This window comes from Mycolicibacterium brisbanense, assembly GCF_001570425.1.
In the GTDB taxonomy this organism is placed as follows: Bacteria; Actinomycetota; Actinomycetes; order Mycobacteriales; family Mycobacteriaceae; genus Mycobacterium; species Mycobacterium brisbanense.
The window spans coordinates 21,579-47,391 of record NZ_BCSX01000015.1 but is presented as its reverse complement, the minus strand read 5'-3'; the positions used below and the strand labels follow the sequence as shown (position 1 = coordinate 47,391).

The window sequence follows — 25,813 nt, the reverse complement described above, 5'->3', positions numbered from 1 at the left end:
CACCGGAACTGCATTCCGGGTTGCTAACCGTCGTCGTTAACAACCCGGAATGCAGTTCCGGTGAAAGGCTGCGGGGAATCCTGGTGAATGGCTGCGGAAAACTCAGCCCAAAGTGCCGCTGATGTAGACGATTTCGCCCATCGGGTCTTGGTCGTCGGCCTCCGGCGCGGGCAGGCCATAGCGTGCGAACAACTCCGCCCGCGGGACACCGGTCATCTGCCAGCCCTTGGTGGCGAGATAGTCCGCCGCGGAATGCCGTTCGCCGTGGTAGATCAGCGACGGCATGTCCATGTTCAACCCGATCTGGCTGAATCCCGCCGCTGCCGCGCGGGCCTTGTCGGGATCGAAATCCTTGAGGCCGGGCACGAATTCGGTTGCCAGAGCGCTGTCGACGGCGCTGAGGGCGTCGATGTTGTCGAACAGGCGGTCCTGGGCGTCCGGCGGCAGGTATATCAGCAGCCCTTCTGCACACCAGGCCGTCGGCTGCCCCGGATCGAAGCCGGCCCCTCGCAGTGCGGTGGGCCAGTCGTCCCGCAGGTCGATCGGCACGGTGCGGCGCTGCGCCGTGGGTGTGGCACCGAGATCGTCCAGCACCCGGGTCTTGAACTCGATGACGTCAGGCTGGTCGATCTCGTAGACGACGGTGCCATCAGGCCAGGGCAGCCGGTAGGCGCGCGAGTCCAGACCGGACGCCAGGATCACCGCCTGCCGGATACCGCCCTCGGTGGCGGCGACGAAATAGTCGTCGAAAAACCGGGTGCGTACCGCCATCTCGTCGATGTTCGCCCGCGCCCTGGCCGCCGCATCCGGTGCGATGGCCTCGATGGCGTCGAAATCCAGCTCACCGTTGACCATCTTGGTGAACGCGTCGACGCCCACGGCCCGAACCAGAGGTGCCGCGAACGGGTCGTTGATCAGACCGTGCGGCGCGGTGCTGGCGATCGCCCGCCCCGTCGCGACGAGTGTCGCTGTCGCACCCACGCTCGAGGCCAGATCCCAGGTGTCGCCGTCGACCCGCGTCATCAGATCCTCATTTCCGTTCTGCGGACAGATAACCCGAATCGCCTGCGAGCTCGGCGAGATCCTCGGGATAGTCGAAGCCATAGCCGGCGTAGGCGTCACGGGTGGACAGCACGGTCGTCTGCCAGCCGTGTCCGGTGAGGTAGTCACCGGCGGTGTGACGGTCTCCGGAGTAGAACAGATCCATCAGGTCGACGTCGGACCCAACCCGTTTGGACCACTCGCTCACCTTCTTCGTCCATTCCTCGGAAAGCGTGTTCATGTCCATGTGTTCGGTGGCCAGTCGACTTCCCGGTGCGGACAGGTCTGTGATGTTGTCGAAGAGCCGGTCCTGGGCGTCGGGCGGCAGGTAGATCAGCAGTCCCTCGGCGATCCACGCGGTGGGCGCCGACACGTCGAATCCAGCGGCGCGCAGCGCAGCAGGCCAGTCTTCACGCAGGTCGATGGCCACGGTGCGGCGCTCGGCGGCAGGTTCCGCGCCGAGCCCGGCCAGCGTGCGGGTCTTGAACTCGATCACCTCGGGTTGGTCGATCTCGTACACCACGGTGCCTGCCGACCAGCCCAGCCGGTAGGCGCGGGTGTCCAGACCGGACGCCAGGATGACCGCCTGGCGGATCCCCGCTTCGGTTGCGCTGGTGAAGAAATCGTCGAAAAACCGGGTGCGCACGGCGATCTGCTCGCACATCCGCTGCCGGTCCAGCATCTGGTCGCCCTCGACGCAGAGCTCGCCGTCGGCCAATCGGATGCAGTGCTCCAGCCCGACCGCTTTGACCAGCGGATCGGCGTACGGGTCGTTGATCAGTGGGTCGGGTTGCTTGGTGGCCAGTGCGCGGGACGCGGCGACACCCGTCGCCGTCGAACCGACGCTGGTAGCCAGGTCCCAGGTGTCACCGTCGGTGCGTGCCATCGTTGTTCCTTACTGTCGTGTGGCCACTACTGCCAATGAATTGCGTTGTGGTTCAGCGTCTTCCGAATCGGGGAAAGTGCGCCCGTATTCGGCGAACACTTCGGGGCGCCGCCGGGCCGTCACCGACCAGCCGGAGGCGGTGAGATAGTCGACGACCGAATTGCGTTCGCCGGTGTACCAGAGCTCGGACAGGTCGACGTCGAATCCGTGTTCGCGCCACCGCTCGGCCATGGACTGGCTGCGGTTGCGCACAGCCGCTGCGATGTCCGGGTGGTACTCGGTGGCCAACTGGCTGCCGGTGGCGCTCAGCGCGGTGATGTTGTCGAACAGGCGGTCCTGAGCCTCGGGCGGTAGGTAGACCAGCAGACCCTCGGCGCTCCACGCCGTCGGCAGGTCAGGGTCGAACCCGGCGGCGCGCAGTGCCGCAGGCCAGTCGTCGCGCAGGTCGACGGCCACGGCGCGGCGCTCCGCGGTGGGAGCGGCGCCGAGCTTCTCCATCGCGGCGGTCTTGGCGCCGATCACGTCCGGTTGGTCGATCTCGTAGACCACGGTCCCCTCAGGCCAGGGGAGCCGATAGGCGCGCGCGTCCAAACCCGAGGCCAGGATCACCGCCTGCCGGATGCCTGCGGCCCCTGCCGTGAGAAAGAAGTCGTCGAAGAACTTCGTCCGCACCGCCATCACCGACGTCATGAACTCGGCCGCCGAGGCGTCATCGCCGTCGAGCACCAGGTCGCCGTCGACGAGCTTGGTGAAGAAGTCCACGCCCACCGCGCGCACCAGCGACGCGGCGTACGGATCGTTGATCAGAGGCTCTGGTTCGGCGCTGGCGATCGCGCGGGCTGCGGCGACCATGGTGGCCGTCGCGCCGACGCTGGAGGCCAGGTCCCAGCTGTCCGCATCAGTACGTGCCATGTCGGTCCCTACCGCTGTGCGCTGATGTAGACGACCGATGCGGCGTGTTGCTCATCCCCGACCGGTGGCAGGCCCGTCTGGATCAGCAGATCGTTCGAGCTGATGGCGGTGGTCTGCCAGGAGTGGCCCTCCAGATACGTGGTGACGTCGGCGCGGTCGCCGAGGAAGATCAACTCGTTGAGGTCGATGTCCAGGCCGTGCGCCCGCCAGCGGTCGGTGAAGTCCTTCATCCTCGCGCGGATCGACTCTTCGTCGTTGGTTTCTGTCGCCGGAACACCCTCGACGCCGAGCCTGCTGCCCGGCGCGCTCAGTGCGGTGATCTGGTCGAGCAGTCGGTCCTGGGCGTCCGGCGGCAGGTAGCCCAGCAAACCCTCGGCGATCCATGCCGTCGGCTTGGTGGCGTCGAAACCAGCGTCGGTCAATGCCGTGGGCCAGTCGAAGCGAAGGTCCATGGCCACCGTGCGGAGATCTGTGGTCGGCGTGGCGCCCAACTCGGCGAGAGTCTTCGCCTTGAACTCGACCACCTGAGGCTGGTCGATCTCGAACACCACGGTGCCGTCCGGCCACGGCAGCCGGTAGGCCCGGGAATCCAGCCCCGCGGCGAGGATCACCGCCTGGCGGATACCGGAGCGCACCGCCGACAGGAAGAAGTCGTCGAAGAACCGGGTGCGGGCGGCCATGCCGTTGGCGAATCGATGCAACCCGGTCGCGGCCTCCTCGTCGAGACCGTCGGTGGTGAAGTCCTCGTCGACCAGTTTGGTGAAGAAGTCCATCCCGACGGCCCGAACCAGGGGTGCGGCGAACGGGTCGTCGATCACGGGGTCCTCGGCGTTGGTCGCCATCGCCCTGGCCGCCGCGACCATCGTCGCGGTGGCACCCACGCTGGACGCCAGATCCCAGGTGTCGTTGTCGGTGCGCGCCATGAACTCCCCTTAGATGCCTGTTAGTTAGGTGATGTAACGAGCCGTCGCCGACTGTACGCTCTGAAGCTGAATACGGGGCTTGGCCTGCGGGCGAAGCTGATCGATGCGGGGCCGTCCGGGCGCAACTGTTACTCTCGTAGACTGTTTGACGCTTGAGTTCGCAGGCCCGGCGCCTGCCGGGCCGGCATGTATACGACTTGACCAAGACGCTGGACCCACCAGCCCCATTTGGCACGCCGCGCTGAGAAGTCGGCTGCGCAGGAGGAAGAGTGCTTTCGGCTTTCATCTCATCGCTGCGGACGGCCGACCTCAGACGCAAGATCCTGTTCACGTTGGGCCTGGTGATCCTGTACCGCGTCGGTGCATCGATCCCGTCGCCCGGGGTCAACTACCCGAACGTGCAGAAGTGCATCGAGCAGGTCAGTGGTGGTGACTCGGCGCAGATCTACTCGCTGATCAACCTGTTCTCCGGCGGCGCCCTGCTGCAGTTGACCGTGTTCGCGGTCGGCGTGATGCCCTACATCACCGCCAGCATCATCGTGCAGCTGCTGGTCGTGGTCATCCCGCGGTTCGAGCAGCTGCAGAAGGAAGGCCAGGCCGGCCAGGCCAAGATGACGCAGTACACGCGTTATCTGTCGATCGCGCTGGCCATCCTGCAGGCCACCAGCATCGTGGCGCTCGCCGCCAACGGCGGACTGCTGCAGGGCTGCTCGCTGAACATCATCCAGGACAGCTCGATCTTCGGGTTGATCGTCATCGTGCTGGTGATGACCGCGGGTGCCGCCCTGGTCATGTGGATGGGTGAGCTGGTCACCGAGCGTGGCATCGGCAACGGCATGTCCCTGCTGATCTTCGCCGGCATCGCTGCCCGCATCCCGTCCGAGGGCAAGACCATCCTGGACAGCCGCGGCGGCCTGGTCTTCGCCGCCGTCTGTGCGGCTGCGCTGGCAATCATCATCGGCGTGGTCTTCGTGGAGCAGGGCCAGCGCCGTATTCCGGTGCAGTACGCCAAGCGCATGGTCGGCCGCAAGATGTACGGCGGCACGTCCACCTACCTGCCGCTGAAGGTCAACCAGGCCGGCGTCATCCCGGTCATCTTCGCGTCCTCGCTGATCTACATCCCGCACCTGATCACGCAGCTGATCCGCAGCGGGAACCCCAACGGCGGCAACGGCTGGTGGGACAAGTTCGTCGCCAACTACCTCACGAATCCCGCCGACCCCGTCTACATCGCGATCTACTTCGGCCTGATCATCTTCTTCACGTACTTCTACGTGTCGATCACGTTCAACCCGGACGAGCGGGCCGACGAGATGAAGAAGTTCGGCGGCTTCATCCCCGGCATCCGGCCGGGTAAGCCGACCGCGGACTACCTGCGTTATGTGCTGAGCCGGATCACCCTGCCGGGCTCGATCTACCTGGGTGTGATCGCAGTTCTGCCGAACCTGTTCCTGGAGATCGGCAACACCGGGACGGTCCAGAATCTCCCGTTCGGTGGAACTGCGGTTCTCATCATGATCGGCGTCGGGTTGGATACCGTCAAACAGATCGAGAGCCAGCTCATGCAACGCAACTACGAAGGGTTCCTGAAGTGAGAGTCGTTCTACTCGGACCGCCCGGTGCGGGCAAAGGCACACAGGCCGAGAAGCTGTCCGAGAAGCTCGGCATCCCGCAAATCTCCACCGGGGACCTCTTCCGCAAGAACATCGGCGACGGCACGCCCCTGGGTGTCGAAGCCAAGCGTTACCTCGACGCGGGTGACCTGGTTCCCGCCGAGCTGACGAACCGCCTGGTAGAAGATCGGATCGACCAGGCGGACGCCGCCAACGGGTTCATCCTGGACGGCTACCCGCGCTCGGTCGAGCAGGCCCGCGCACTGCACGACATGCTCGAGGCCCGTAACACCAAGCTGGATGCGGTACTCGAGTTCGCGGTCTCCGAGGACGAGCTGCTCGCCCGGCTCAAGGGCCGCGGCCGCGCCGACGACACCGAAGAGGTCATCCACAACCGGATGAAGGTCTACCGCGAAGAGACCGAGCCGTTGCTGGAGTACTACGGCGACGAGGTCAAGACCGTCGCCGCGGTGGGCGCCCTCGATGAAGTGTTCGCACGCGCTCTGAGTGCGCTCGGGCGGTGAACCCGCAGTCGGGCCGCGTCGGTGAACCGACCATAGGGCGGCGTCGATGATCTCCCTGCCGGGGCTGCGCAGCCGAAAGGTCGTCGCGCAGCGCAGCGCAGGAGAACTCGACGCCATGCAGGTCGCGGGCGCGCTCGTCGCGTCCGCGCTGCGCGCGGTCCAGGCCGCGGCCGCGCCGGGCGTCAGCACACTTGAGCTCGACCGCATCGCCGAATCCGTCATCCGCGACGGTGGTGGCACGCCATCCTTCCTCGGCTATCACGGCTTTCCGGCCAGCATCTGTGCGTCGGTCAACGACCGTGTGGTGCACGGCATCCCGTCGGCGGGCGAGGTACTCGCGACCGGCGATCTGGTCTCGATCGACTGCGGTGCGATCGTCGACGGCTGGCACGGCGACTCAGCTGTCACCTTCGGCGTCGGCCCGCTGATCGACGCCGACGAGGCCCTGTCCGAGGCCACGAAGGCGGCCATGGACGCCGGGATCGCCGCGATGCTCCCGGGCAACCGGCTCACCGACGTCTCGCATGCCATCGAGGTCGAGACTCACGCCGCGGAAACTCGGCACGACCGCAAATACGGAATCGTCGCCGGCTATGGCGGACACGGCATCGGCAGGCAGATGCACATGGACCCATTCCTGCCCAACGAAGGTTCGCCCGGGCGCGGACCGTACCTGGCTGTCGGATCGGTGCTGGCCATCGAACCCATGCTGACCCTCGGCACCACCAAAACCGTGGTGCTTGAGGACGAGTGGACCGTCATCACCGCCGACGGAACCCGCGCCGCACACTGGGAGCACACCGTCGCCGTGACCGAAGACGGGCCCCGGATCCTCACCCGCTGATTTCCGCATCAGCAATCGTCCCGCTTGATGTTCTCCGAACCGTCGCGCACGCGCGGGCGCAAAGGTCTAATTGAACTGGATCACCACCAACGTCGTATCTAAGACGGAGGTTGGTTAATGGACGATCCGGAGGCCGCCATGATGCGGGGGCTCTACGATGAGCATGCCGCGGCCTTGTGGCGATACGCGCTGCGCCTCACCGGCGACCAGGCGCGCGCCGAGGACGTGGTGCAGGAGACGCTGCTGCGGGCCTGGCGGCATCCCGACGTCACCGCGGATACAGATCGATCGGCGAGGGCTTGGCTGTTCACGGTGGCGCGGAACATGATTATCGATGAACGCCGCAGCGCCCGGTTCCGCAACGAGACGGGTGTTCCGGACCCAGAACTGGTGGCCGACCACGCCGCCCCCGACCAGGTGGACACCGCATTGGACCGGTTGTTGCTGAGCACCGCACTCAGTCAACTGTCCGAGGAGCATCGGGCCGTGGTCCGTCGCGCCTACTACCAGGGCTGGACGACCACGCAGATCGCGGCCGATCTTCAGATACCCGAAGGCACTGTGAAGTCGCGGCTGCACTACGCCGTCCGCGCATTACGACTCAACCTACAAGAAATGGGGGTGACACGATGACGCAGTACGGTGCACCCCGCATTGATCCTGTGGACGGCGACCGCTACCTCACCTGGGACGCGGCTTATGTCCTCGGCTCATTGACGAGCACCGAGCGCCGCGAGTACGAAGGCCATCTGGCGGGATGCGAGCGGTGCCGGGCAGCTGTCGCCGAGCTAAGCGGCATGCCGGCCCTGCTCGCCCTGCTGGATTTCGACGATGTGCGTGCGCTCGACGAGGAGCAGCCCGATCCACCCCTTCGGCCCGAGGTGCTGGAGTCGGTGCTCGCCAAGGCCAGCTGGCGGCGGCGCCGGTCCCGCTGGGTGACTTCGGCCGCGGTCGGGTTGGCGGCTGCGCTGCTGGCAGTCGGGCTGGTCGTCGCGATCCGCCCGGAGACGTTCGGTCTGCACACCGGCACCGAGCAGCAGCAGGCTGCGGAGATGCTCCAGATGTCCAAGGTGTCCGAAACCCCGATCAATGCCAGCATTGCGCTGAGCAGCTACTCGTGGGGCACGCGGATCGACATGGCATGCACCTATGGCGACTGGGGCAACAAGGACGCGCCGCCGCAGAACCTCGGCATGGTGGTGGTCGGCCGCGACGGTACCCACACCGAGGTCGCGACATGGCTCGGATTGTCCGGTGCGACCGCCCTGCCCAGCGGAAACACCACGTTGCCGATCAACGAAATCGCTGCGGTGCAAATGGTTTCGTCGCCTGACGGAAAAGTCCTACTTGAGAAAACCCTGTAAATCCGGCTGCCGGTGAACCGCGCCCCCTCCCGGGCCGTGTCACTAGGCAGAACCGGAAGGCAGGTGGACTATGGCCAGCAGGCACCGAGTGGTCGACCACATCGTCGGCCACCTGGCGGCGAGCGGGGTCTCTCACATCTTCGGCGTCGACGGCGCCAACATCGAAGATCTCTACGATGCGGCGCACTTTCGTGACGACATCACCGCGGTACTGGCGAAACATGAATTCTCCGCGGCCGCAATGGCTGACGGCTACAGCCGCAGCGGGGCGGGGATCGGTGTGGTCGCCGCCACATCGGGCGGCGGATGCCTGAACACCGTGCCGGGCCTGGGGGAGTCACTGGCCAGCCGGGTTCCGGTACTGGCCTTGATCGGTCAGGCCCCGACGGCGCTGGACGGACGCGGGGCCTTCCAGGACACCAGCGGACGCAACGGCGCACTGGACGCCGAGGCGCTGTTCTCGGCGGTTTCGGTGTACTGCCGCCGAGTGGTCAGTGCCCGGGACATTCTCACGGCCCTACCTGAGGCGCTGGCCGCGGCCCGCACCGGCGGACCGGCGGTGCTGTTGCTGCCCAAGGACATCCAACAGGCCGACCTGGGCGAACCCACCAACGGCAAGCTGAACGGAATGCACGTGCGCGCACAGCTTTGCGATCCCGGTCCGCTCGCCACGGCGTTGCGGGAGGCTGCCGGACCGATCACCATCATCGCCGGTGAACAGGTGGCCAGGGACGACGCCAGGGCCGAACTCGAGCGGCTGCGGGCCACCCTGCGTGCGCGCATCGCCACGGTTCCCGACGCCAAGGACGTCGCAGGCACCCCTGGCCTCGGATCGTCCTCTGCGCTAGGGGTATCCGGTGTGATGGGTCACCCCGGTGTCGCCACCGCGGCGGCGCGCAGTGCGCTGTGCCTGCTGGTCGGCACGCGCATGACCGTCACGGCGCGGGCCGGTCTCGACGACGTGCTGGGCACGGTGCCGACCTATTCGATCGGATCGGCCGAACCCTACCTGCCGTGCACCCATGTGCACGCCGACGATTTGCGTGGATCGCTGGCTCTGTTGACGCAAGCACTGTCGGGCCATGGCAGACCCGCACACGTCAGGGTTCCGGATACGGTGCTACGCAGTGAATTACGACCTCCGGCATGCGACGGCCCGGGCGTTCGGTACCGCGATGCGATGGCGGTGCTCGACGACGTCCTGCCGGCAGGCACCGATATCGTCGTCGATGCCGGGAATATCGGGGCGTCGGCCATCCACTACCTGCCGGCCCGGCGTGACGGCCGGTTCGTCGTCGCGCTCGGCATGGGTGGGATGGGGTACAGCTTCGGCGCCGGGATCGGGATGGCCTTCGCGAGGGGCGGGCGTACCGTGGTCATCGCGGGCGACGGCTCATTCTTCATGCACGGCATGGAGATTCACACTGCTCTGCAGTACCGGCTGCCGATCACCTTCCTGCTGTTCGACAACCACGCACACGCCATGTGCGTGACCCGCGAGCAGATGTTCTACGGAGACCGCTACAGCTACAACCGGTTCGGGCCCAGTCACCTGGGACCCGGTCTGGCCACGATGTTCCCGGGACTCACGTCGCTCGGCGTCGACGACCTCGGGCAATTGCCCGGCGCGCTGCAGCTGGCGCTCGATGACGACGGCCCGTCGGTCATCAGCATCGAGTGCTCCGCCGATGAAATCCCCCCGTTCGCAGCCTTTCTCAACAGATCCGCAACACCGCACACCGAGGAGAACAAAACCCATGTCGCTGCCCGCGCTTGATGACATCACCGCCCACCGGGGCACCACCGAAGCCATGGACGGACTGATCCGTATCGAAACCTCACCGAAGGAGCAGGCCACGCCGATCATCATGGAGATGATGCGGTCGGTGTACCCGCACGACGAGGTGTTCGGCGAATACTGCACCGTCAACGACTACATCGATTGCCCCCCAGAGGAATTGTTCGACTATCTTTCGGACACCCGCAGCCTGGAGGAGTGGACGTACAGTCTGCGCGGGTTCACCACCACCGACGAACCGGGCTTGTGGCTGGCCTATGACCGGCTCGGTGCCGGACCGACCGGCCCGGGTAGCGAGATCTACACCCGCACCGTGGCCAACCGCGAGGCGCTCACCGTCGACTACCACTGTGCATGGGATCAGGGCAAGCACCTGTGGATGATCTACCTGATGCGCATCGTCGACGCCCAGGTGGTGTTCGACAAGCCGGGATCTGTTGTGCTGTGGACGAATTGCCATCACCCGTTCTACGACAACAATCCCTACCCGGAGACCGCACCGCCCGGACGTCCGGTGTGGGTGGGCGACTTCTGGGACATGTTCGGGGCCGGGCATCTGCTCGAACTGCACAACCTCAAAGCGATTGCCGAGTACCGGCACCGCAACGGCCTGCCGGTCACCCCGGCCTGGATGAAATGAGCATGACGATGAGCGCAGCAACCAAGACCGTCTCCCTGCTGGACGTGTCGACCTACCTGCCCGGGGAGCCGATCGGCGCCGAATATTACGCACAGTTCGCCGAATCCGACGAGCTGCGAGACAATCTCATGTTCCGGGCGCCCAGGTTTCGGCACCACGTGGCGCCCGACGAGACCGCCATCGACATGGTCGAACGCGCCGCCGCCGGGCTCATCGACCGGCACGGCCAGGATGCGGTGACCGGTGCGGACATCCTCATCACGCACACCCAGATGCCCGACATGCCGTTCTATGGCGGTGGTGGCGGCATGGCGCATCGCCTTGGCATGAAACCGAACTGGGTGATCGACCTGCACAACGGCGGCTGCGCCGCGTTCGTGCTCGGGCTCAAGCTGGCTCGCAACCTGCTGGCCTCCGGCGAGGGACGGACCGCATTGATCGCCGTCGCGCAGAACGCTGCCGGGCAGATCTTCGATCAGGAGAGCATCCGGCGCAAGGCTCAGGCCTCGGTGCCCGGTGACGGGGCCGCGGTGGGTCTCGTGGCGCTCTCGGATGTCTCACCGATCCTGGACGTGGAGTGCCGCACCTACGGTGAGTTCGCCGGGGACATGACGATCGCGGTCGATCCGCCCCGCAAGTGGTGGGAGGCGGGCCCGGGGGAGGGGTGCATCGGGTTCACCGAGAGCAAGATCACCAAGGTGCTCGCCCGCGGCAACCGCCAGGTGCCCGAGGTGTCCTACGCGGTGTGTGATCGAATCGGAGTGCAGCCCAAGGATATCGACCTGCTGGTGACCAACCAGCCCAACCGGGCGTTCCTGCGGAACTGGCGTGATGCACTGGAGCTGCCGCAATCGAGGCACGTCGATACTTTCGACGAGTGCGGAAACCTTTTCGCCGCAGGCATTCCGGTGAACTTCGACCGCGCGGTGAGCACCGGGCGGGTCGCGTCGGGGGACACAGTGCTGATGGCGGCGTTCGCGCACGCCGGCGACTTCGCCGGGGCGGCTGCCATCTGCTGGGGCGGACGAAACTGATGGGCACACCACCCGCTGCGCTGCTCGGCGTGGTCGGCTCGATCCCCGATGCGGTCAACCCGTTGGCGTTGTCGCTCAACGAATGTCCCTTTCCGCCGTTGCCTGCTGTGCGCTCGGCGATGGCTGCGTCGATCGACAGCGCCAACCGGTACCCCGAGTTCCTGCCGCAGCGGCTGCGATCGTTGATCGCCGGCCACGTCGGGGTGCGAGAGTCGCAGGTGATCATCGGATCCGGCGCCACGGGCGTGACGATGCAGGTGTTGCACGCGGTCAGCAGCCCGGGGGAAACGATGGTCATGGCGGCGCCGACCTTCGACGGATTTCCGATCTTCGCGCAGATGGCCCGGTTACAGGCGGTGACGGTGCCGCTCGACCAGCACGGCCATCACGACCTCGATGCCATGGCCGACGCGGCCCAGAAGGCCAGGGTGGTGATCGTGTGCCGACCACACAATCCCACCGGAACGGTCGAACCGGCAGCCGACATCGAACGGTTCCTCGCGCGCGTGCCCCGGGACACCGTCGTGCTGCTCGACGAGGCCTACGTGGAATTCCTGCCCGATGAGCACCGCATCGATGCGCCCAGCCTGGTCCGTCGGTTCGGCAATGTGGTGGTGGTACGGACCTTCTCGAAGGCCTACGGACTGGCCGGGCTGCGGGTCGGATACGGCTTCTGCGCTCCGGATCTGGGCCGCACCTTGTGGTCCATGCAACTGCCGTTCGGCACCCCGCTGAGTGGTCTGGTGGCGGTCGCAGCCTCCTATGACGCCGAAAGTCAACTCCGGCAGCGGATTCGGTTGATCTCCGCGGAGCGCCGGTATCTGCAGCTGCGGTTGCGGTCGATGGGTTTCTACACCACCGAAGGGCAGGCCAACTTCGTCTACCTACCCGCCTGCGAGCGGCGTTGGCAGGATGTGTTCGACGGTGCGGGCGTGCAGGTCAGGCACTATCCCGACGGAGGTGTGCGAATCACGGTGGGCTCGCGGGAGTCGACGCGGGCAGTGCTGCGGGCGGTGCGCACGGCGTTGCGCTGAGTTCGCCGCGCTGTTCGCACCGCGGGTAGCGGTGATGCGGTAAGAAGAAGCGTGCCCTCACCACCCGACAAGCGTGATCCCATCGCATTGGCCCGTGCCAACTGGGTGGCGGCGGGCTGGGGTGACGTGGCCGACGGGATGGTCGCGGTGACGTCGGTGATGCGCGCGCACCAGATCCTGCTGGCCCGGGTGGAGACCGCGCTGCGGCCGTACGACCTGAGCTTCTCGCGCTTCGAGTTGCTGCGGCTGCTGGCCTTCAGCAGGGCGGGTGCGCTGCCCATCACCAAGGCATCCGACCGGCTGCAGGTGCACGTCACCAGCGTCACGCACGCCATCCGCCGGCTGGAGGCCAACGGGCTGGTGCAGCGCATACCGCATCCCACCGACGGCCGCACCACCCTGGTGCAGATCACCGAACTGGGGCGGTCCACCGTCGAGGAAGCCACGGTGACCCTCAACGATCAGGTGTTCGGGGATGTCGGGATGTCCGCGGAACAGTCCCGCGCGCTGGTGGCGTCGATCGAGACGCTGCGGCGCAACTCCGGGGACTTCTGAAGCGCTTCCGGAAACTGCTGGTCCTCCTCGCGCGCGGGCCTAATCGAGCACGGCGGGCAGCGGAATGGTCGCGGTGACGGCCGTTCCCGCTCCCGGCCGTGACCGGATGTTGAGTCGGCCCCCGACGATCTCGGCGCGCTCAGCCATCGACAGCAAGCCGTAGCCACCCATTTCGTCGCTGCCCAGCGGATGCTCGAAAGTGTCGAAACCCTTTCCGTCGTCCACGATTTCGAGCCGAGCCACGTTGTCATCCAAGGTGAAGGTGAGCCGGGCCCGGCTCGCGTCGGCGTGCTTGACCACGTTCTGCAGGCATTCCTGCGCGATCCGGTAGAGGGCCAGCTCGATGTGGTCGGGCACCCGGGTCTCGGCGAGATCGACCTCGAGATCTATCCCGGGGATGGACCGAGCCAGGCTTGCCAAACCGCCCGCCAAGCCGAGGTCGTCGAGCACCGGAGGCCGCAGCCCGCTGATCGCGGCGCGGGCCTCCTGCAGGGTCAGGTCGACCAGTTCTCGTGCCTTGTCGAGTTGTTCGGCCAGCGCGCGGGGGTCGTCAACGGCGCGTGCCGCGGCATCGAGCCGGTAGGACAACGTCACCAGCCGCTGCGAGATGCCGTCGTGGATGTCGCCCGCCAGCCGGCGCCGCTCGATCTCCTGCGCCTCGATGACCTGCTCGACGAAATTCTCGTGGGCCCGTTCGCGGGCCACCAGCTGCCGGTGCAGCCGGGCCTGGTGCAGCGCCCCGGCGATGAGCCGGCCGATCACGATCAGCAACTCGACGTCGCGTTCCCCGAACTCCCGCCGATTGACGGTGTGCACGTTGAGGACGCCCACCAGCCCACCAGGATCGGTCTCCATCGGCACCGACACCATCGAGGTGAAATCGCGTCCGCGCAGCGTTTCGAACGGTAGATAGCGGGGATCGGCCTCCTTGTCGTGGCTGATCACCACAGGCTCGCGGTGGCTGGCCACCCAGCCCGAGATGCCCTGCCCGAGCGGCAGCCGGATCTTGCCGACCTCGGCGTCGAACGGCGGGGTGGCGCCGGCCAGCGTCAGGGCCCGGTCGGAGTCGTCGAGCACGTGCACGAAGCACACATCGGTCGCGGTGGCCGCGGTGATCATCCGGGCTGCCGCGGCCGCGAGGTGCTCCACGCCGGGGCCGCTGGAGGTGGCCTGGATGAGCTCCCGCAGCAGCGCGAGCTCGCGGTCGGCGGTGAGCACCATGGGGCCGAATTCACTGGTCATTGGTAGATGCCTTCGCGTAGGGCGGTGGCGACGGCGCCGGCGCGGTCACTGACGCCCAGCTTGCGGTAGATGGACCGCAGGTGGGTCTTGACGGTCTCCTCGCCGATCACCAGCTTGGTGGCGATACCGCGGTTGGAGAGGCCCGCCACCACGAACGAGAGGATCTCGCTCTCCCGCTGGGTGAGGCCCTGCCGGACACCCGGCCAGAACTCGTCGCGCTGCAAGCGCGCGGCCGTGTCGGCGGCGCGGGCGGCCATGCCCGGATCGATCGCGGTGGCGCCACCATGGGCGAATTCGATCTGGCGGACCAACTCGTCGCTGCTGATGCTCTTGAGCAGGTAACCCGATGCGCCGACCCGCAACGCCTGGAACAGGTACTGCTCGTCGTCGTACACGCTCAGCATCACCACTTTGCGGTCCGGATCACGTTCCCGCAAGTCGCGGCACAGATCCAGACCGCTGGAGCCCTGCATACGGACATCGCACAGCACGATGTCGGGGTCCAGTTCGGCGACAACGCTGAGCGCTCGCTCAGCGCCGACCGCGTGGCCTACCACCAGAACCCGGTCTTCGAACGCGGCGAGCATGGCCTTGAGACCCTCGATGACCATTTCGTGGTCATCGACCAGCACAAGGCGCACTGGGGAGGGCGCCATGGCATCACCTTATGTGGCTGCGCGTGCGAGGAGCAGATACATCCAGCGGACGAAGTTCGCATGCCCAATCACCCCTAGGGGGGAGGCGCAGGGCTTGTGACGTGGGCCACTCTCAGGTGGTGTCCTCACCTCAGGAGAAAACATGGCGTGCCGGACGGTTCTGGTGGGACTGTCCTGAGCCGACAGATGCAGGAGCGTTCCCGCTGCGTGCGGTGATCTTCGATCTCGACGCGCTGTCAGACCTGGATGTCGACGGTCATCGGGTCGTGTTCAACGCGGCATTCGCCGCGCACGGCCTGCCCCTGGAGTGGAGCGTGGCGCGGTACCGGCAGCTGTTGGCGCTGCACGACGAACGCCAGCGGGTCGCTGCCGAGCTCCGCAAGCGCTGCGTGGGACCGGAATGCGACGTGCTCACCGAGGTGCTCGCCGACGAGATCTGTGCCACCAAGGACATGATGTTCGACGAGATGATCCTCGACGCGGGCCTGGCTCCGCGGCCCGGTCTGCTCGACCTGGTCATGGACGCCTTCGCCGCCGAGGTACCCGTCGGCGTGGTGTCGAGCGGGCGGCGCCGGTGGGTCGAGCCGCTGGTGCGCCAGCTGGTCGGCGAGGGCCTGGTGGAAACCGTCGTCACCGGTGACGACGTCACCTCGTCGAGGCACGGCGCCGCCCACCAGCACGCCCTGGCCGAGCTCGGCGTGTCCGCGCACGAGGCGCTGGGCGTCGCCGGATCGAGCGCCGGGCTGCGGGCCGCGAACGCAGCGGGGCTGGCCAGCGTGCTCGTCGGCGCCGACATGGGCGCGGCCCTCCCGGCAGTCGCGGTACGCCCGGATTACACGGGCACGGACGACGCGCTGCGGTTGGCGACCTGCCGACGCCTGCACGCCTCGTGGTGGGCGCAGCACAGCCCGACGGCCGCCTAGGGCGCTCAGCCCCGCAGCGTCTCGATCACCGCGCTGAAGTCCAAGTCGGCATGGTCGACGGCGAACTTGGCGTAGATTTCCGCGGCATGGGTGCCCAGCGGCGCCGACGAACCCGTCGACTCCACGGCCGCCATTGCCAGGCCCAGATCCTTGTTCATCAACGCCGTGGCGAACCCCGGTTTGAAACTGTTGTTGGCGGGGGACGTCGGAACAGGTCCTGGCACAGGGCAATTGGTGTGCACAGCCCAGCAGTTGCCCGTCGCGCCCGTGATCACGTCGAACAGCGCCTGCTTGTCCAGGCCGAGTTTCTCGGCCAGTACGAATGCCTCACCGACGGCGATCTGCTGCACCGCCAGCACCATGTTGTTGCACACCTTGGCGGCCTGGCCCGATCCGGCGGCGCCGCAGTGAATGATCTTGCCCGCCATGGGTTCCAGTACCGTACGGGCCGCGGCGACAGCGTCGTCGGGTCCACCGACCATGAATGCCAGGGTGCCGGCCACCGCACCCTTGACGCCGCCGGACACCGGGGCGTCGAGCTGACCGAAACCGTGCTCGCCGGCCAGCTTGTGGACCTCACGGGCATCGTCGACCGAGATGGTGGAGCTGTCGATGAACAGTGCGCCTGCCGACGCGGCCGGCAGCACCTCGGCGTAGCAGCTCTTCACCTGCGCGCCGTTGGCCAACATGGTGATCACCACGTCGGCACCCGCGACGGCCTCGGGCCCGCTACCGAAGACGGTGACGCCGTTGGCCTTTGCGGCTTCCTGCGCCGCCGGGGCGGGGTCGAATCCGTGCACGGTGTGCCCGGCGGTCACCAGGTTGGCAGCCATCGGGCCGCCCATGTGACCGAGACCCAGGAAAGCGATTGTGCTCACGTGCAACTCCTATCCCACGCGGGCTCTGCCCGCCTATGCTGAAGCGCGGGCTCGGCCCGCGGTCGCGCGCCCGATCACCACGCGCATGATTTCGTTGGTTCCCTCAAGGATGCGGTGCACCCGTAGATCGCGGACGATTTTCTCCAACCCGTACTCGCGCAGATAGCCGTAGCCACCGTGCAGTTGCAGGGCCTGATCGGCCACCTCGAAGCACGTGTCGGTCACATAGCGTTTGGCCATCGCGCACAACGTCACCTTGTTGGGGTGGTTGGCATCCAACGCGGAGGCCGCCCGCCACAACATGTTTCGTGAGGTCTCCAGTCCCGTGGCCATGTCGGCCAGCGTGAACCGGATGGTGGGCTCGTCGAGCAGCGCGCCGCCGAATGCCTGCCGGTCGGCAAGATAGGCCACCGCCTTGTCGTGCGCGATCTGCGCCCCGCCCAGCGAGCACGCGGCGATGTTGATGCGCCCACCGTTGAGCCCGTTCATCGCGATGCCGAACCCCGTGCCCTCGGTGCCGCCGAGCAGTGCATCGGCAGGCACCCGAACACCGTCGAAGATCACCTGCGCCGTGGGCTGGGCGTTCCAGCCCATCTTCTGCTCCTGGGCGCCGAAACTCAGCCCGGGCGTGCCCTTTTCGACCACGAACGCGGATATGCCCCGCGGTCCCTCTGCACCGGTTCTGGCCATCACCACGTAGACGTCAGAGCTGCCCGCGCCGGAGATGAACTGTTTGTCGCCGTCGAGTACCCAGTCGTCCCCGTCGCGGACCGCCCGGGTGCGCAGGGCCGCGGCATCCGACCCGGCGCCCGGTTCGGTCAGGCAGTAGCTCGCGATGGCGTCCATCGACGCCAGCCGCGGCACCCAGGTCTTGCGCTGCTCCTCGGTGCCGAAGCTGTCCACCATCCACGCGCACATGTTGTGAATGGACAGGAATGCCGCGATGGCCGGGTCGGCGGCGGCGAGCTGCTCGAAGATGCGCACGGCATCCAGTCGCCGCAGCCCGCTGCCGCCCGCGTCCTCCTGGCAGTAGATCGCCGCCATGCCGAGTTCGGCCGCCTCGCGCAGCACGTCGACGGGGAAGTGATGCGTCTCGTCCCACTCCAACGCGTATGGCGCGATGCGCTTTTCGGCGAACGCGGCCGCCGTCTCGGCGATCACGCGTTCGTCGTCATCCAGGTCATAAAGGTCCACGGTGGGGCTACTTCATGGTGGGGATGACGAACTCTGCGCCGTCCTTGATGCCCGACGGCCACCGCTCGGTGACGGTCTTGACCTTCGTGTAGAACTGGATCGACGCGGGGCCGTGCTGGTTGAGATCGCCGAAGCCGGACCGCTTCCAGCCGCCGAAGGTGTGGTACGCCACCGGAACCGGGATCGGGACGTTGACGCCGACCATGCCGACCTGGACCCGGGACACGAAGTCGCGGGCGGCGTCGCCGTCGCGGGTGAAGATCGCCACGCCGTTGCCGTACTCGTGCTCGGTCGGCAGCCGCAACGCTTCCTCGTAGTCGTGGGCCCGCACGATGCACAGCACCGGGCCGAAGATCTCGTCGGTGTAGATCGACATGTCGGGCGTGACGTGGTCGAACAGGGTGGGGCCGATGAAGTAGCCACCCTCCAGGCTCACATCGCCGAAGGTCAGCTCGTCACTGGTTCGTTCGCGGCCGTCGACCACCAGCTCGGCACCGGCCTCGACGCCCTGGCCGATGTAGTCCTTGACGCGGTTGAGCGCAGCTTCGGTCACCAGCGGCCCATAGTCGGCCTTGGGATCGAGGCTGTGGCCCACCCGCAGCTGGTTGACCCGCTCGACCAGGCGCGCGCGCAGCCGGTTCGCGGTCTCCTCACCCACCGGAACGGCGACGCTGATGGCCATGCAGCGTTCGCCGGCACTGCCGTAGCCTGCCCCGATCAAGGCGTCGACAGCCTGGTCGAGGTCGGCGTCGGGCATGACGATCATGTGGTTCTTGGCGCCACCGAAGCACTGGGCGCGCTTGGCGTGTGCGGCCGCGGTCGAGTAGATGTACTGCGCGATGTCGGAACTGCCGACGAACCCGACGGCCTGGATGCCCGGATGCGTCAGGATCGCGTCGACGGCCTCCTTGTCGCCCTGGACCACCTGGAACACGCCCGCGGGCAGGCCCGCTTCGATGAACAATTCGGCGAGACGCAGCGGCACCGAGGGATCGCGCTCAGAAGGCTTGAGAATGAACGCGTTTCCGCATGCCAGCGCGGGGCCCGCCTTCCACAGCGGGATCATCGCGGGGAAGTTGAACGGGGTGATCCCAGCGACCACGCCGAGCGGCTGGCGGATCGAGTACACGTCGATGCCGGTGCCGGCTCCTTCGGTGAACTCACCCTTGAGCAGGTGTGGGATGCCCACCGAGAACTCGATCACCTCGATGCCGCGCTGGATGTCGCCCAGCGAGTCGGCGACGGTCTTGCCGTGCTCGAGGGACAGCAGTTGGGCCAGTTCGTCGGCGTTCTGGTTGACCAGGTCGATGAAGCGCATCAGGACGCGGGCCCGGCGCTGCGGGTTGAAGCCGGCCCACGTCTTCTGGGCTTCGACCGCGATGGCGACGGCGGCGTCCACGTCGGCTGCGGAGGCCATCAGGACCTGAGCCTGCACCTCGCCGGTGCTCGGATTGAGCACATCGGCGGTGCGAGTCGATCCGGCCGCGGTCCGCTCACCGTTGATGAAGTGGGGAATCTGTGTAGTCATGACGTCCGTCCAAGGATTGTGCGCAATGTGGCAACTCGGGCCGCACCCGAGATACTTGCATATCCTAGTAATTGGGTGTGCGGTTTGGCAAGGGGTGCTACCGCAAGGGTTCTGACGCTTCAGCGACTGCTCGCCGCGCTCGACGGCGTCGTCAGCCGGAGACCATCCACGGGCTGACACCGTGCTCGTCGAACCAGGCCTGCTCGGCCGGGCGGACGGCCGCCAGCAGTCGGGAGTGCAGGGCCGCGCCGCGCTTGCTGAGGTTGACGCGGACCTTGCGGCGGTCGTCGGCGTCGACCTCCCGGAACACGGCGGCGCGGGCGACGAGCCGGTCCACGACACGGGTCAGGGTCGGGGCGGCCGTCAGGGTCTGCGCGCGCAGCTCGGCCATCGTCAGGCCGGGTGAGGTGCCCAGCGCCTCGAGCACCAGCCAGTCGTCGAGGGTCAGGTCTTCGCCCGCGAGTTCACGCTCGATGACCGCGCTGATCATGCGGGCTATCCGCACGACAACGCTGCCGGACGGCGTAGCTGGGCTGCCGGGTGGGAGCATGTCTGTCACAGGTCGACCGACCTCCCAACTGACGATTGCCCCGCGCCGCCGACGCGAGGATACTTCCAAGTGGAATGATTCTAGCTGATCGCCTCGTCTGCCGGTGTAATTGCTCCTCGCGTGCGCACCGGTCTAATTGCTCCTCGCGTGCGCACCGGCCCAAGGGAACGCGCGGGTGAGCGTCGGCGTGCGTACGCGTGGCCGCGACGCCGAATGGCGGTTGGGAATGGTGGTGCCGCTGCAGGGGCCTGCGGGTCTCTTCGGCCCATCCTGTGAAGCCGTCGGCGAGCTGGTGGCGCACGACCTCAACGCCGCGGGCGGCGTCCTCGGCCGGCAGGTCCGCATCGAAGTGATCGACGGTGGCGCGCATCCCGCGGTCGTGGCCGCCGACGTCAAGCGCCGGATCGATGAGGGCGGCATCGACGCGGTCAGCGGCTGGCACATCTCGTCGGTGCGCAATGCGCTCGCGCCGGTCGTCGTCGGCCGGGTGCCCTACTCGTATCCCGCGCTCTACGAAGGCGGTGAGCGGCGGCGCGGAATCTATTGCTGCGGTGAGACTCCCGACCAGCAGATTGCCCCGGCGCTGCGATGGATGCGCGACAACCTCGGCATCCGCAAATGGTTCGTCGTGGGGGACGACTATGTCTGGCCGCGCACCTCGCTGGCAGAGGTGCGCAGGTACGTCCGGGAATTGTCACTCGACCTGGTCGGGGGATCGTTCGTGGCGCTCGGGCACGGGGACATCGACCGCCTCGTCGACAAGGTCGCGCAGTCGCGATGTGACGCCGTGCTGATGCTGCTCGTCGGCCAGGATGCCGTCGAATTCAACCGGACGTTCGCGCACCGCGGCCTGCAGGACGACAAACTCAGGTTCAGCCCGCTCATGGACGAGAACATGCTCATCGCCAGCGGTCACGATGCGACGCAGGGACTGTTCGTGGCGGCCTCGTACTTCCGTTCGATGGTCGGCCGCAATTCGATGGAGCTGCTGGACCGCTACCTCGACGTCAACGGATCGAATGCTCCCGCGCTGGGGAGCGCGGCCGAATCATGTTACGAGGGAGCCTATTTCCTGGCCGAGATGATCCGCCGCGCCGGGGATCCACTTGACATCGACGCCGTGGCGGACGGTGTCGCCTATGAGAGTCCCCGCGGCACCGTGGAATTTCTGGAGCACCGCACGAGTCAACCGGTACACCTCGCTGTGGCGTCCGGCGTCGACTTCGAGATCGTCACGACGCTCCCCGGCAGTCTGACCGACTGACGGGCTGCGCTCGCCTGTTGACACTGTGGCGCCCGTCACTTATTTTCAAATAGATCTATTCCATTTGGAAGTAACTGGAGGTGTCCGGTGGGCAGCGTCGGTCTCCTTTACGTCGGGGCAGTGCTTTTCGTCAACGGTCTGATGCTGCTGGACATCGTCCCGGCGCGTTCGGCCGCCGTGTTGAACCTGTTCGTCGGGGCCATGCAATGCGTGCTGCCGACCATCATGCTCGTGCTGGCTGACGGCGACGCCGCGGCGATCCTGGCGGCGTCGGGTCTCTACCTCTTCGGGTTCACCTACCTGTATGTGGGGATCGTCAACCTCTCCGGCTTGGAATCCGAAGGTATCGGCTGGTTTTCGCTGTTCGTCGCCGGCGGCGCCGTCGTGTACGCCGCGCTGTCCTTCACCGTGGTGCACGATCCGGTGTTCGGTGTCATCTGGCTGAGCTGGGCCGTGCTGTGGCTGCTGTTCTTCCTGGTGCTGGGCCTGCATCGAGATCAGTTGACGCGGTTCACCGGATGGTCCGTGGTGTTGTTGAGCCAGCCGACCTGCACGCTGCCGGCGTTCCTGATGCTCAGCGGCACCTACCGCACCTCACCGGGCATCGCAGCCATCTGGGGCCTGGGATTCGTCGCCCTGTTCATCGCCGCCAAGGCACTCAGTACCCGCCGTTTACACCGATCACACACCGCTGCAACAGAACCCGTCTACAGCTGATCGAACAACCAACGACAAGGAGCAAGCAATGAGACACGGAGACATCTCGTCGAGCAACGACACCGTCGGCGTCGCGGTCGTCAACTACAAGATGCCGCGGTTGCACACCCGCGCCGAAGTCCTCGACAACTGCCGCAAGATCGCGGATATGCTCATAGGTATGAAGTCGGGGCTTCCGGGCATGGATCTTGTTGTCTTCCCGGAGTATTCGACTCAGGGCATCATGTACGACGAGCAGGAGATGTACGATACCGCCGCGACCATCCCCGGCGAGGAGACCGCGATCTTCTCGGCCGCCTGCCGGGAGGCGGGCACATGGGGCGTCTTCTCCATCACCGGTGAGCGCCACGAAGACCACCCGAACAAGCCGCCCTACAACACCCTGGTGCTGATCGACGACAGGGGCGACATCGTCCAGAAGTACCGCAAGATCCTGCCGTGGTGCCCGATCGAAGGCTGGTACCCCGGTGACACCACCTATGTCACCGACGGGCCGAAGGGGCTCAAGATCTCACTGATCATCTGTGACGACGGGAACTACCCGGAGATCTGGCGTGACTGCGCGATGAAGGGCGCCGAACTCATCGTGCGGTGCCAGGGCTACATGTACCCCGCCAAGGATCAGCAGGTGCTCATGGCCAAAGCCATGGCGTGGGCCAACAATTGCTATGTGGCCGTTGCCAATGCGGCCGGCTTCGACGGCGTCTACTCGTACTTCGGCCATTCGGCCATCATCGGTTTCGACGGACGCACCCTGGGTGAGACCGGCGAGGAGGAGTACGGCATTCAGTACGCGCAACTATCGCTGTCGGCGATCCGCGACGCCCGCGAGAACGACCAGTCGCAGAACCATCTGTTCAAACTGCTGCACCGCGGCTACTCCGGCGTGCACGCCGCGGGCGACGGCGACAAGGGTGTCGCCGACTGTCCGTTCGAGTTCTACAAGCTGTGGGTGACCGACGCGCAGAAGGCCCAGGAGCGGGTGGAGTCGATCACCAGAAACACCGTCGGCGTGGCGGATTGCCGGGTCGGCTCCCTGCCCGTCGAGCAGACCGCCGAAGCCTGAGAGACGACGCATTGCCGTTCCTCACCGATATGTATCACGAGCAGAACCGCAACTCTGCTCACGTGGCCGACGAGCCTGCCGCCACCGAAACCGCGGATGGCTTTGACCCCAAGGCGCTTTCGCGACGGCTGAATGCCGCGATCCTGGGGCAGGCGCACGCCGTCGACGCGGTGGTCCGTGCGGTGTCCATCGCGCAGGTCGGCGTGGCCGATCCCGGTCGTCCCCTGTCCAGCGTGCTGCTGGTGGGGCCGACCGGGGTCGGCAAGACCGAACTGGTCCGCCAGGTCGCCGCGGCGCTGCGGACGGGACCCGACGACCTGTGCCGCATCGACATGAGCGCCCTCGCCCAAGAGCATTACGCCGCGTCGCTGTCGGGGGCGCCGCCCGGCTACGCGGGCAGCAAGGAGTCCTTCACGCTGTTCGACAAGGCCAAGATCGAAGGCGGACCGTATATGCCCGGCATCGTGCTGTTCGACGAGGTGGAAAAGGCCGACGCCAGCGTACTGCGGGCCCTGCTGCACGTGCTCGACACCGGTGAACTGCGATTGGCCAACGGGCAGCAGAAGATCTCGTTCCGCAACAGCTACATCTTCCTGACCTCCAACCTGGGATCGCTGGAAGTCGCTGCGCGGCAACGGGATCGCCGCAAACGCCGGTGGTGGCCTGCGCGTGGGGCAAGGTCGCACCAGACCGTCGTGCGCGAGGCGGTCGAGGAGTTCTTCGACCCCGAGTTCTTCAACCGCATCGACGAAACCGTGGTATTCGACGCGTTCGACGATGTCACGGCCGAACGCGTGACGCGCAAGGAGATCGGCGACCTGGTGCGGAGGCTGAAAGCCCGCGACGTGGACCTCGAGGTCGACGACACCGTGGTGGACTTCGTGCAGCGCAAGGGATTCGACCCGGTGTACGGGGCCCGTGGGCTGCGTCGGACCATCCGCACCGAGCTGACCGAACCTGTCGCATGGGCGGTCCTGACGGCGTCGCGCAAACCCGTCACGCTCAAGGTGCAGGTGCGCGATGGCGAGCTGACCGTCACCTGACCAGCGCGAGCAGACAGTCGGGTACCCGAAAAGCGGCGTGTCGCGAACTTCCACGTCTGCTCGCGGGGAAAGGTGACCTATCCGAGGGGCTCGGCCGGTCCGGCGTGCGCGGTGCGGACTGCGCCGACGCTCGCGACGGTCACCAGTACGACCCCGGCATAGCCGAGCACGCCGATCTGCTGGCCCAGCACGACGAGCCCGGCCAGGGCCGCGGTGACCGGTGACAGGCAGGTGAGTACCGCGAACGCGGCGGGGGACAACCGGCGCAGGGATATCAGCTCCAGCGAGTACGGAATCACCGACGACATCACGCCGACGGCAAGCCCTACGCCGAGCACATGCCAGTGCAACGCATCGGCCAGGTTCACGGCAGCGATCGCAAAGGGCGCGACGGCGATTGCGCCCATGACCGTGGCGAGGGCCAGCCCGTCGACGCGGCGGAACTCGGCAGCAGTGCGTGCCGAGGCCAGGATGTAGCCCGCCCAGGCGGCTCCTGCGGCGGCCGCGAAGACGAATCCGACCGGGTCGTAGTGGCCACCGCCACCGTGTGGAAGTCCCAACAGTGCGACGCCGGCGAACGCCAGGACCGCCCACAACCATGCGATGCGACGTGTGCTCGTCACGACCGAAAGGATCAGTGGCCCAAGCGCTTCGACGGTGACCGCGACACCGAGCGGAATCCTTGCGATCGACAGATAGAAGCAGAAGTTCATCACCGCCAGCGTCGCTGCCAGTGCGGCCGCCGAACCCCAGGCGCGGCGCGTCAAGCCCCGGATCGACGGGCGCACCACCGCACCCAAGATGACGCCCGCGACCGCGAACCGGGCGAACAACGCACCCACGACGCCCAGTGCGGCGAAAAGGCCGACGGCGAACGCGGCGCCGACCTCCTGGCTGACCGCGGCAATGACCACCAACGACGCGGCGCCCAGCGGGGCTCGCGAGTTGGCGCTCACACCGTGACCGGCAGCCGGGCCCCGGTGGCCAGCTCGGCGTAACTCCGCATGAGCCGCAGCGCCGTCGAACGCGTGATCTCCGGATCACGCGCCACGATGCGGTAGCCGAGGTAGTCCTCCATCGCCATGAGGGTCATGGCGGCATCGCGGGCGGGGGAGCCCAGTCGGAACACTCCCGATCCGGCGCCGGCTTCGAGGATGCGCGTGTACAGGTCGACCTGCCGGTGATAGATGTGCTGGACGTCGCGACGCTGGTCGAGTTCGAAGCCGGCGGCCAACACCGCCCGCCAGATCGCGCGCCACTCGGCGTCCTCCGGGCCGGTCGGCAGGCCGGCGGCGATGGTCAAAGCGAGCTGCTCCCGCACGTCGTCGGTGTTCTCGACGACGGCCAGACGTTCGTCGTAGAACCGGGAATCGGAGCGTTGGGCCAGCTCGGAGAGCAACTGGTCCATCTCCTTGAAGTAGTAGCGCACCGCGTTGGCGGTCAGCCCGAGCTCCGCGGCGACGTCGGCGATCCGCAGGGTGGCCAGGTCGTGACGTTCGATGAGCGCAATGGCGGCGTCGAGGATTTCCTCGCGTCGCTCTGCTTGTCGATTGGGCCGTGCCACAGGTTCATCCTTACCTGATT

The 25,813-nt window shown here is 66.8% G+C and carries 27 protein-coding genes; 15 read left to right on the top strand and 12 right to left on the bottom strand.

Going from position 1 to position 25,813, the window contains the following annotated elements; all coding sequences use genetic code 11:
* Positions 1–102 precede the first annotated feature (102 nt).
* Genes RMCB_RS05510 through RMCB_RS05495 form a run of 4 tightly spaced genes read right to left on the bottom strand, consistent with a single transcriptional unit; the run spans position 103 to position 3,762 of the window.
* Positions 103–1,023, bottom strand: coding sequence for a class I SAM-dependent methyltransferase (locus RMCB_RS05510; protein WP_062827980.1), 921 nt, complete (start codon positions 1,021–1,023; stop codon positions 103–105).
* A 7-nt stretch (positions 1,024–1,030) separates the two neighbouring features.
* Positions 1,031–1,927 carry a class I SAM-dependent methyltransferase gene (locus RMCB_RS05505; RefSeq protein WP_062827979.1) on the bottom strand — a complete coding sequence of 299 codons (897 nt, stop codon included), beginning with the start codon at positions 1,925–1,927 and terminating at the stop codon, positions 1,031–1,033.
* A 9-nt stretch (positions 1,928–1,936) separates the two neighbouring features.
* Positions 1,937–2,839, bottom strand: coding sequence for an SAM-dependent methyltransferase (locus tag RMCB_RS05500; protein WP_062827978.1), 903 nt, complete (start codon positions 2,837–2,839; stop codon positions 1,937–1,939).
* A gap of 8 nt (positions 2,840–2,847) precedes the next feature.
* Positions 2,848–3,762: a class I SAM-dependent methyltransferase gene (locus RMCB_RS05495; RefSeq protein WP_062827977.1), complete on the bottom strand. Its 915-nt coding sequence runs from the start codon at positions 3,760–3,762 to the stop codon at positions 2,848–2,850.
* 269 nt (positions 3,763–4,031) lie between these two features.
* On the opposite strand from RMCB_RS05495, the gene secY reads away from it, so the two are divergent.
* From secY to RMCB_RS05445, 10 genes are all read left to right on the top strand, one after another.
* Entirely contained in the window at positions 4,032–5,357 is a 1,326-nt protein-coding gene (secY, locus tag RMCB_RS05490; RefSeq protein ID WP_029368388.1) for a preprotein translocase subunit SecY, read from the top strand.
* On the top strand, positions 5,354–5,899 hold the full coding sequence (locus tag RMCB_RS05485) for an adenylate kinase (RefSeq protein ID WP_029368390.1): 546 nt from the start codon (positions 5,354–5,356) through the stop codon (positions 5,897–5,899). Before secY ends, RMCB_RS05485 begins: the two co-directional genes overlap by 4 nt.
* 46 nt (positions 5,900–5,945) lie before the next feature.
* Positions 5,946–6,743, top strand: coding sequence for a type I methionyl aminopeptidase (gene map, locus RMCB_RS05480; protein ID WP_062827976.1), 798 nt, complete (start codon positions 5,946–5,948; stop codon positions 6,741–6,743).
* Between the two features lie 117 nt (positions 6,744–6,860).
* On the top strand, positions 6,861–7,376 hold the full coding sequence (locus tag RMCB_RS05475; protein WP_029368392.1) for a sigma-70 family RNA polymerase sigma factor: 516 nt from the start codon (positions 6,861–6,863) through the stop codon (positions 7,374–7,376).
* Entirely contained in the window at positions 7,373–8,107 is a 735-nt protein-coding gene (locus RMCB_RS05470) for an anti-sigma factor family protein (protein WP_062827975.1), read from the top strand. Before RMCB_RS05475 ends, RMCB_RS05470 begins: the two co-directional genes overlap by 4 nt.
* Before the next feature lie 70 nt (positions 8,108–8,177).
* Positions 8,178–9,884, top strand: a complete 1,707-nt coding sequence (locus RMCB_RS05465; protein WP_062827974.1) for a thiamine pyrophosphate-binding protein — start codon at positions 8,178–8,180, stop codon at positions 9,882–9,884.
* On the top strand, positions 9,865–10,545 hold the full coding sequence (locus tag RMCB_RS05460; protein ID WP_029368395.1) for a hypothetical protein: 681 nt from the start codon (positions 9,865–9,867) through the stop codon (positions 10,543–10,545). Before RMCB_RS05465 ends, RMCB_RS05460 begins: the two co-directional genes overlap by 20 nt.
* An 8-nt stretch (positions 10,546–10,553) precedes the next feature.
* Complete coding sequence (locus tag RMCB_RS05455) at positions 10,554–11,579, top strand: 3-oxoacyl-ACP synthase III family protein (RefSeq protein ID WP_109784189.1); 1,026 nt, start codon at positions 10,554–10,556, stop codon at positions 11,577–11,579.
* Positions 11,579–12,613 carry a pyridoxal phosphate-dependent aminotransferase gene (locus tag RMCB_RS05450; RefSeq protein WP_062827972.1) on the top strand — a complete coding sequence of 345 codons (1,035 nt, stop codon included), beginning with the start codon at positions 11,579–11,581 and terminating at the stop codon, positions 12,611–12,613. The genes RMCB_RS05455 and RMCB_RS05450 overlap by 1 nt, the downstream gene beginning before the upstream one ends.
* Positions 12,614–12,664: 51 nt before the next feature.
* A complete protein-coding gene (locus tag RMCB_RS05445; protein ID WP_029368399.1) occupies positions 12,665–13,168 on the top strand; it encodes a MarR family transcriptional regulator in 504 nt (167 codons plus the stop codon).
* Between the two features lie 39 nt (positions 13,169–13,207).
* Here RMCB_RS05445 and RMCB_RS05440 read toward each other — a convergent pair whose 3' ends face one another.
* Positions 13,208–14,389 (bottom strand): GAF domain-containing sensor histidine kinase, encoded by a 1,182-nt coding sequence (locus tag RMCB_RS05440; protein ID WP_084388374.1) that lies wholly within the window; start codon positions 14,387–14,389, stop codon positions 13,208–13,210.
* Between the two features lie 17 nt (positions 14,390–14,406).
* Positions 14,407–15,066 carry a response regulator gene (locus RMCB_RS05435; RefSeq protein ID WP_062827970.1) on the bottom strand — a complete coding sequence of 220 codons (660 nt, stop codon included), beginning with the start codon at positions 15,064–15,066 and terminating at the stop codon, positions 14,407–14,409.
* Positions 15,067–15,185: 119 nt separating this feature from the next.
* Between RMCB_RS05435 and RMCB_RS05430 the strand changes: the two genes are divergently transcribed.
* Positions 15,186–15,989 (top strand): HAD family hydrolase, encoded by an 804-nt coding sequence (locus RMCB_RS05430; protein WP_062828078.1) that lies wholly within the window; start codon positions 15,186–15,188, stop codon positions 15,987–15,989.
* A 5-nt stretch (positions 15,990–15,994) separates the two neighbouring features.
* Here RMCB_RS05430 and mmsB read toward each other — a convergent pair whose 3' ends face one another.
* The 4 genes from mmsB to RMCB_RS05410 all read right to left on the bottom strand — a co-directional run bounded on the left by mmsB (position 15,995) and on the right by RMCB_RS05410 (position 20,139).
* The gene (gene mmsB / locus RMCB_RS05425; protein WP_072278419.1) at positions 15,995–16,867 is read right to left on the bottom strand and encodes a 3-hydroxyisobutyrate dehydrogenase; all 873 of its coding nucleotides are present in this window, start codon (positions 16,865–16,867) and stop codon (positions 15,995–15,997) included.
* Positions 16,868–16,900: 33 nt separating this feature from the next.
* Positions 16,901–18,061 (bottom strand): acyl-CoA dehydrogenase family protein, encoded by a 1,161-nt coding sequence (locus RMCB_RS05420; protein ID WP_062827968.1) that lies wholly within the window; start codon positions 18,059–18,061, stop codon positions 16,901–16,903.
* Between the two features lie 7 nt (positions 18,062–18,068).
* On the bottom strand, positions 18,069–19,589 hold the full coding sequence (locus RMCB_RS05415) for a CoA-acylating methylmalonate-semialdehyde dehydrogenase (RefSeq protein ID WP_062827967.1): 1,521 nt from the start codon (positions 19,587–19,589) through the stop codon (positions 18,069–18,071).
* Positions 19,590–19,740: 151 nt separating this feature from the next.
* Positions 19,741–20,139 carry a MarR family transcriptional regulator gene (locus RMCB_RS05410; RefSeq protein ID WP_062827966.1) on the bottom strand — a complete coding sequence of 133 codons (399 nt, stop codon included), beginning with the start codon at positions 20,137–20,139 and terminating at the stop codon, positions 19,741–19,743.
* A 226-nt stretch (positions 20,140–20,365) separates the two neighbouring features.
* Between RMCB_RS05410 and RMCB_RS05405 the strand changes: the two genes are divergently transcribed.
* From RMCB_RS05405 to RMCB_RS05390, 4 genes are all read left to right on the top strand, one after another.
* Positions 20,366–21,403: a substrate-binding domain-containing protein gene (locus tag RMCB_RS05405; protein WP_062828077.1), complete on the top strand. Its 1,038-nt coding sequence runs from the start codon at positions 20,366–20,368 to the stop codon at positions 21,401–21,403.
* 87 nt (positions 21,404–21,490) lie between these two features.
* On the top strand, positions 21,491–22,120 hold the full coding sequence (locus RMCB_RS05400) for an AmiS/UreI family transporter (RefSeq protein ID WP_062827965.1): 630 nt from the start codon (positions 21,491–21,493) through the stop codon (positions 22,118–22,120).
* Positions 22,121–22,148: 28 nt separating this feature from the next.
* The gene (locus tag RMCB_RS05395; RefSeq protein ID WP_062827964.1) at positions 22,149–23,186 is read left to right on the top strand and encodes an aliphatic amidase; all 1,038 of its coding nucleotides are present in this window, start codon (positions 22,149–22,151) and stop codon (positions 23,184–23,186) included.
* Between the two features lie 11 nt (positions 23,187–23,197).
* Positions 23,198–24,229, top strand: coding sequence for an AAA family ATPase (locus RMCB_RS05390; protein ID WP_062827963.1), 1,032 nt, complete (start codon positions 23,198–23,200; stop codon positions 24,227–24,229).
* Between the two features lie 77 nt (positions 24,230–24,306).
* On the opposite strand, the gene RMCB_RS05385 is transcribed toward RMCB_RS05390, so the two are convergent.
* Positions 24,307–25,185, bottom strand: coding sequence for an EamA family transporter (locus RMCB_RS05385; RefSeq protein ID WP_062827962.1), 879 nt, complete (start codon positions 25,183–25,185; stop codon positions 24,307–24,309).
* Positions 25,182–25,793 (bottom strand): TetR/AcrR family transcriptional regulator, encoded by a 612-nt coding sequence (locus tag RMCB_RS05380; protein WP_062827961.1) that lies wholly within the window; start codon positions 25,791–25,793, stop codon positions 25,182–25,184. The genes RMCB_RS05385 and RMCB_RS05380 overlap by 4 nt, the downstream gene beginning before the upstream one ends.
* Positions 25,794–25,813: the final 20 nt, after the last annotated feature.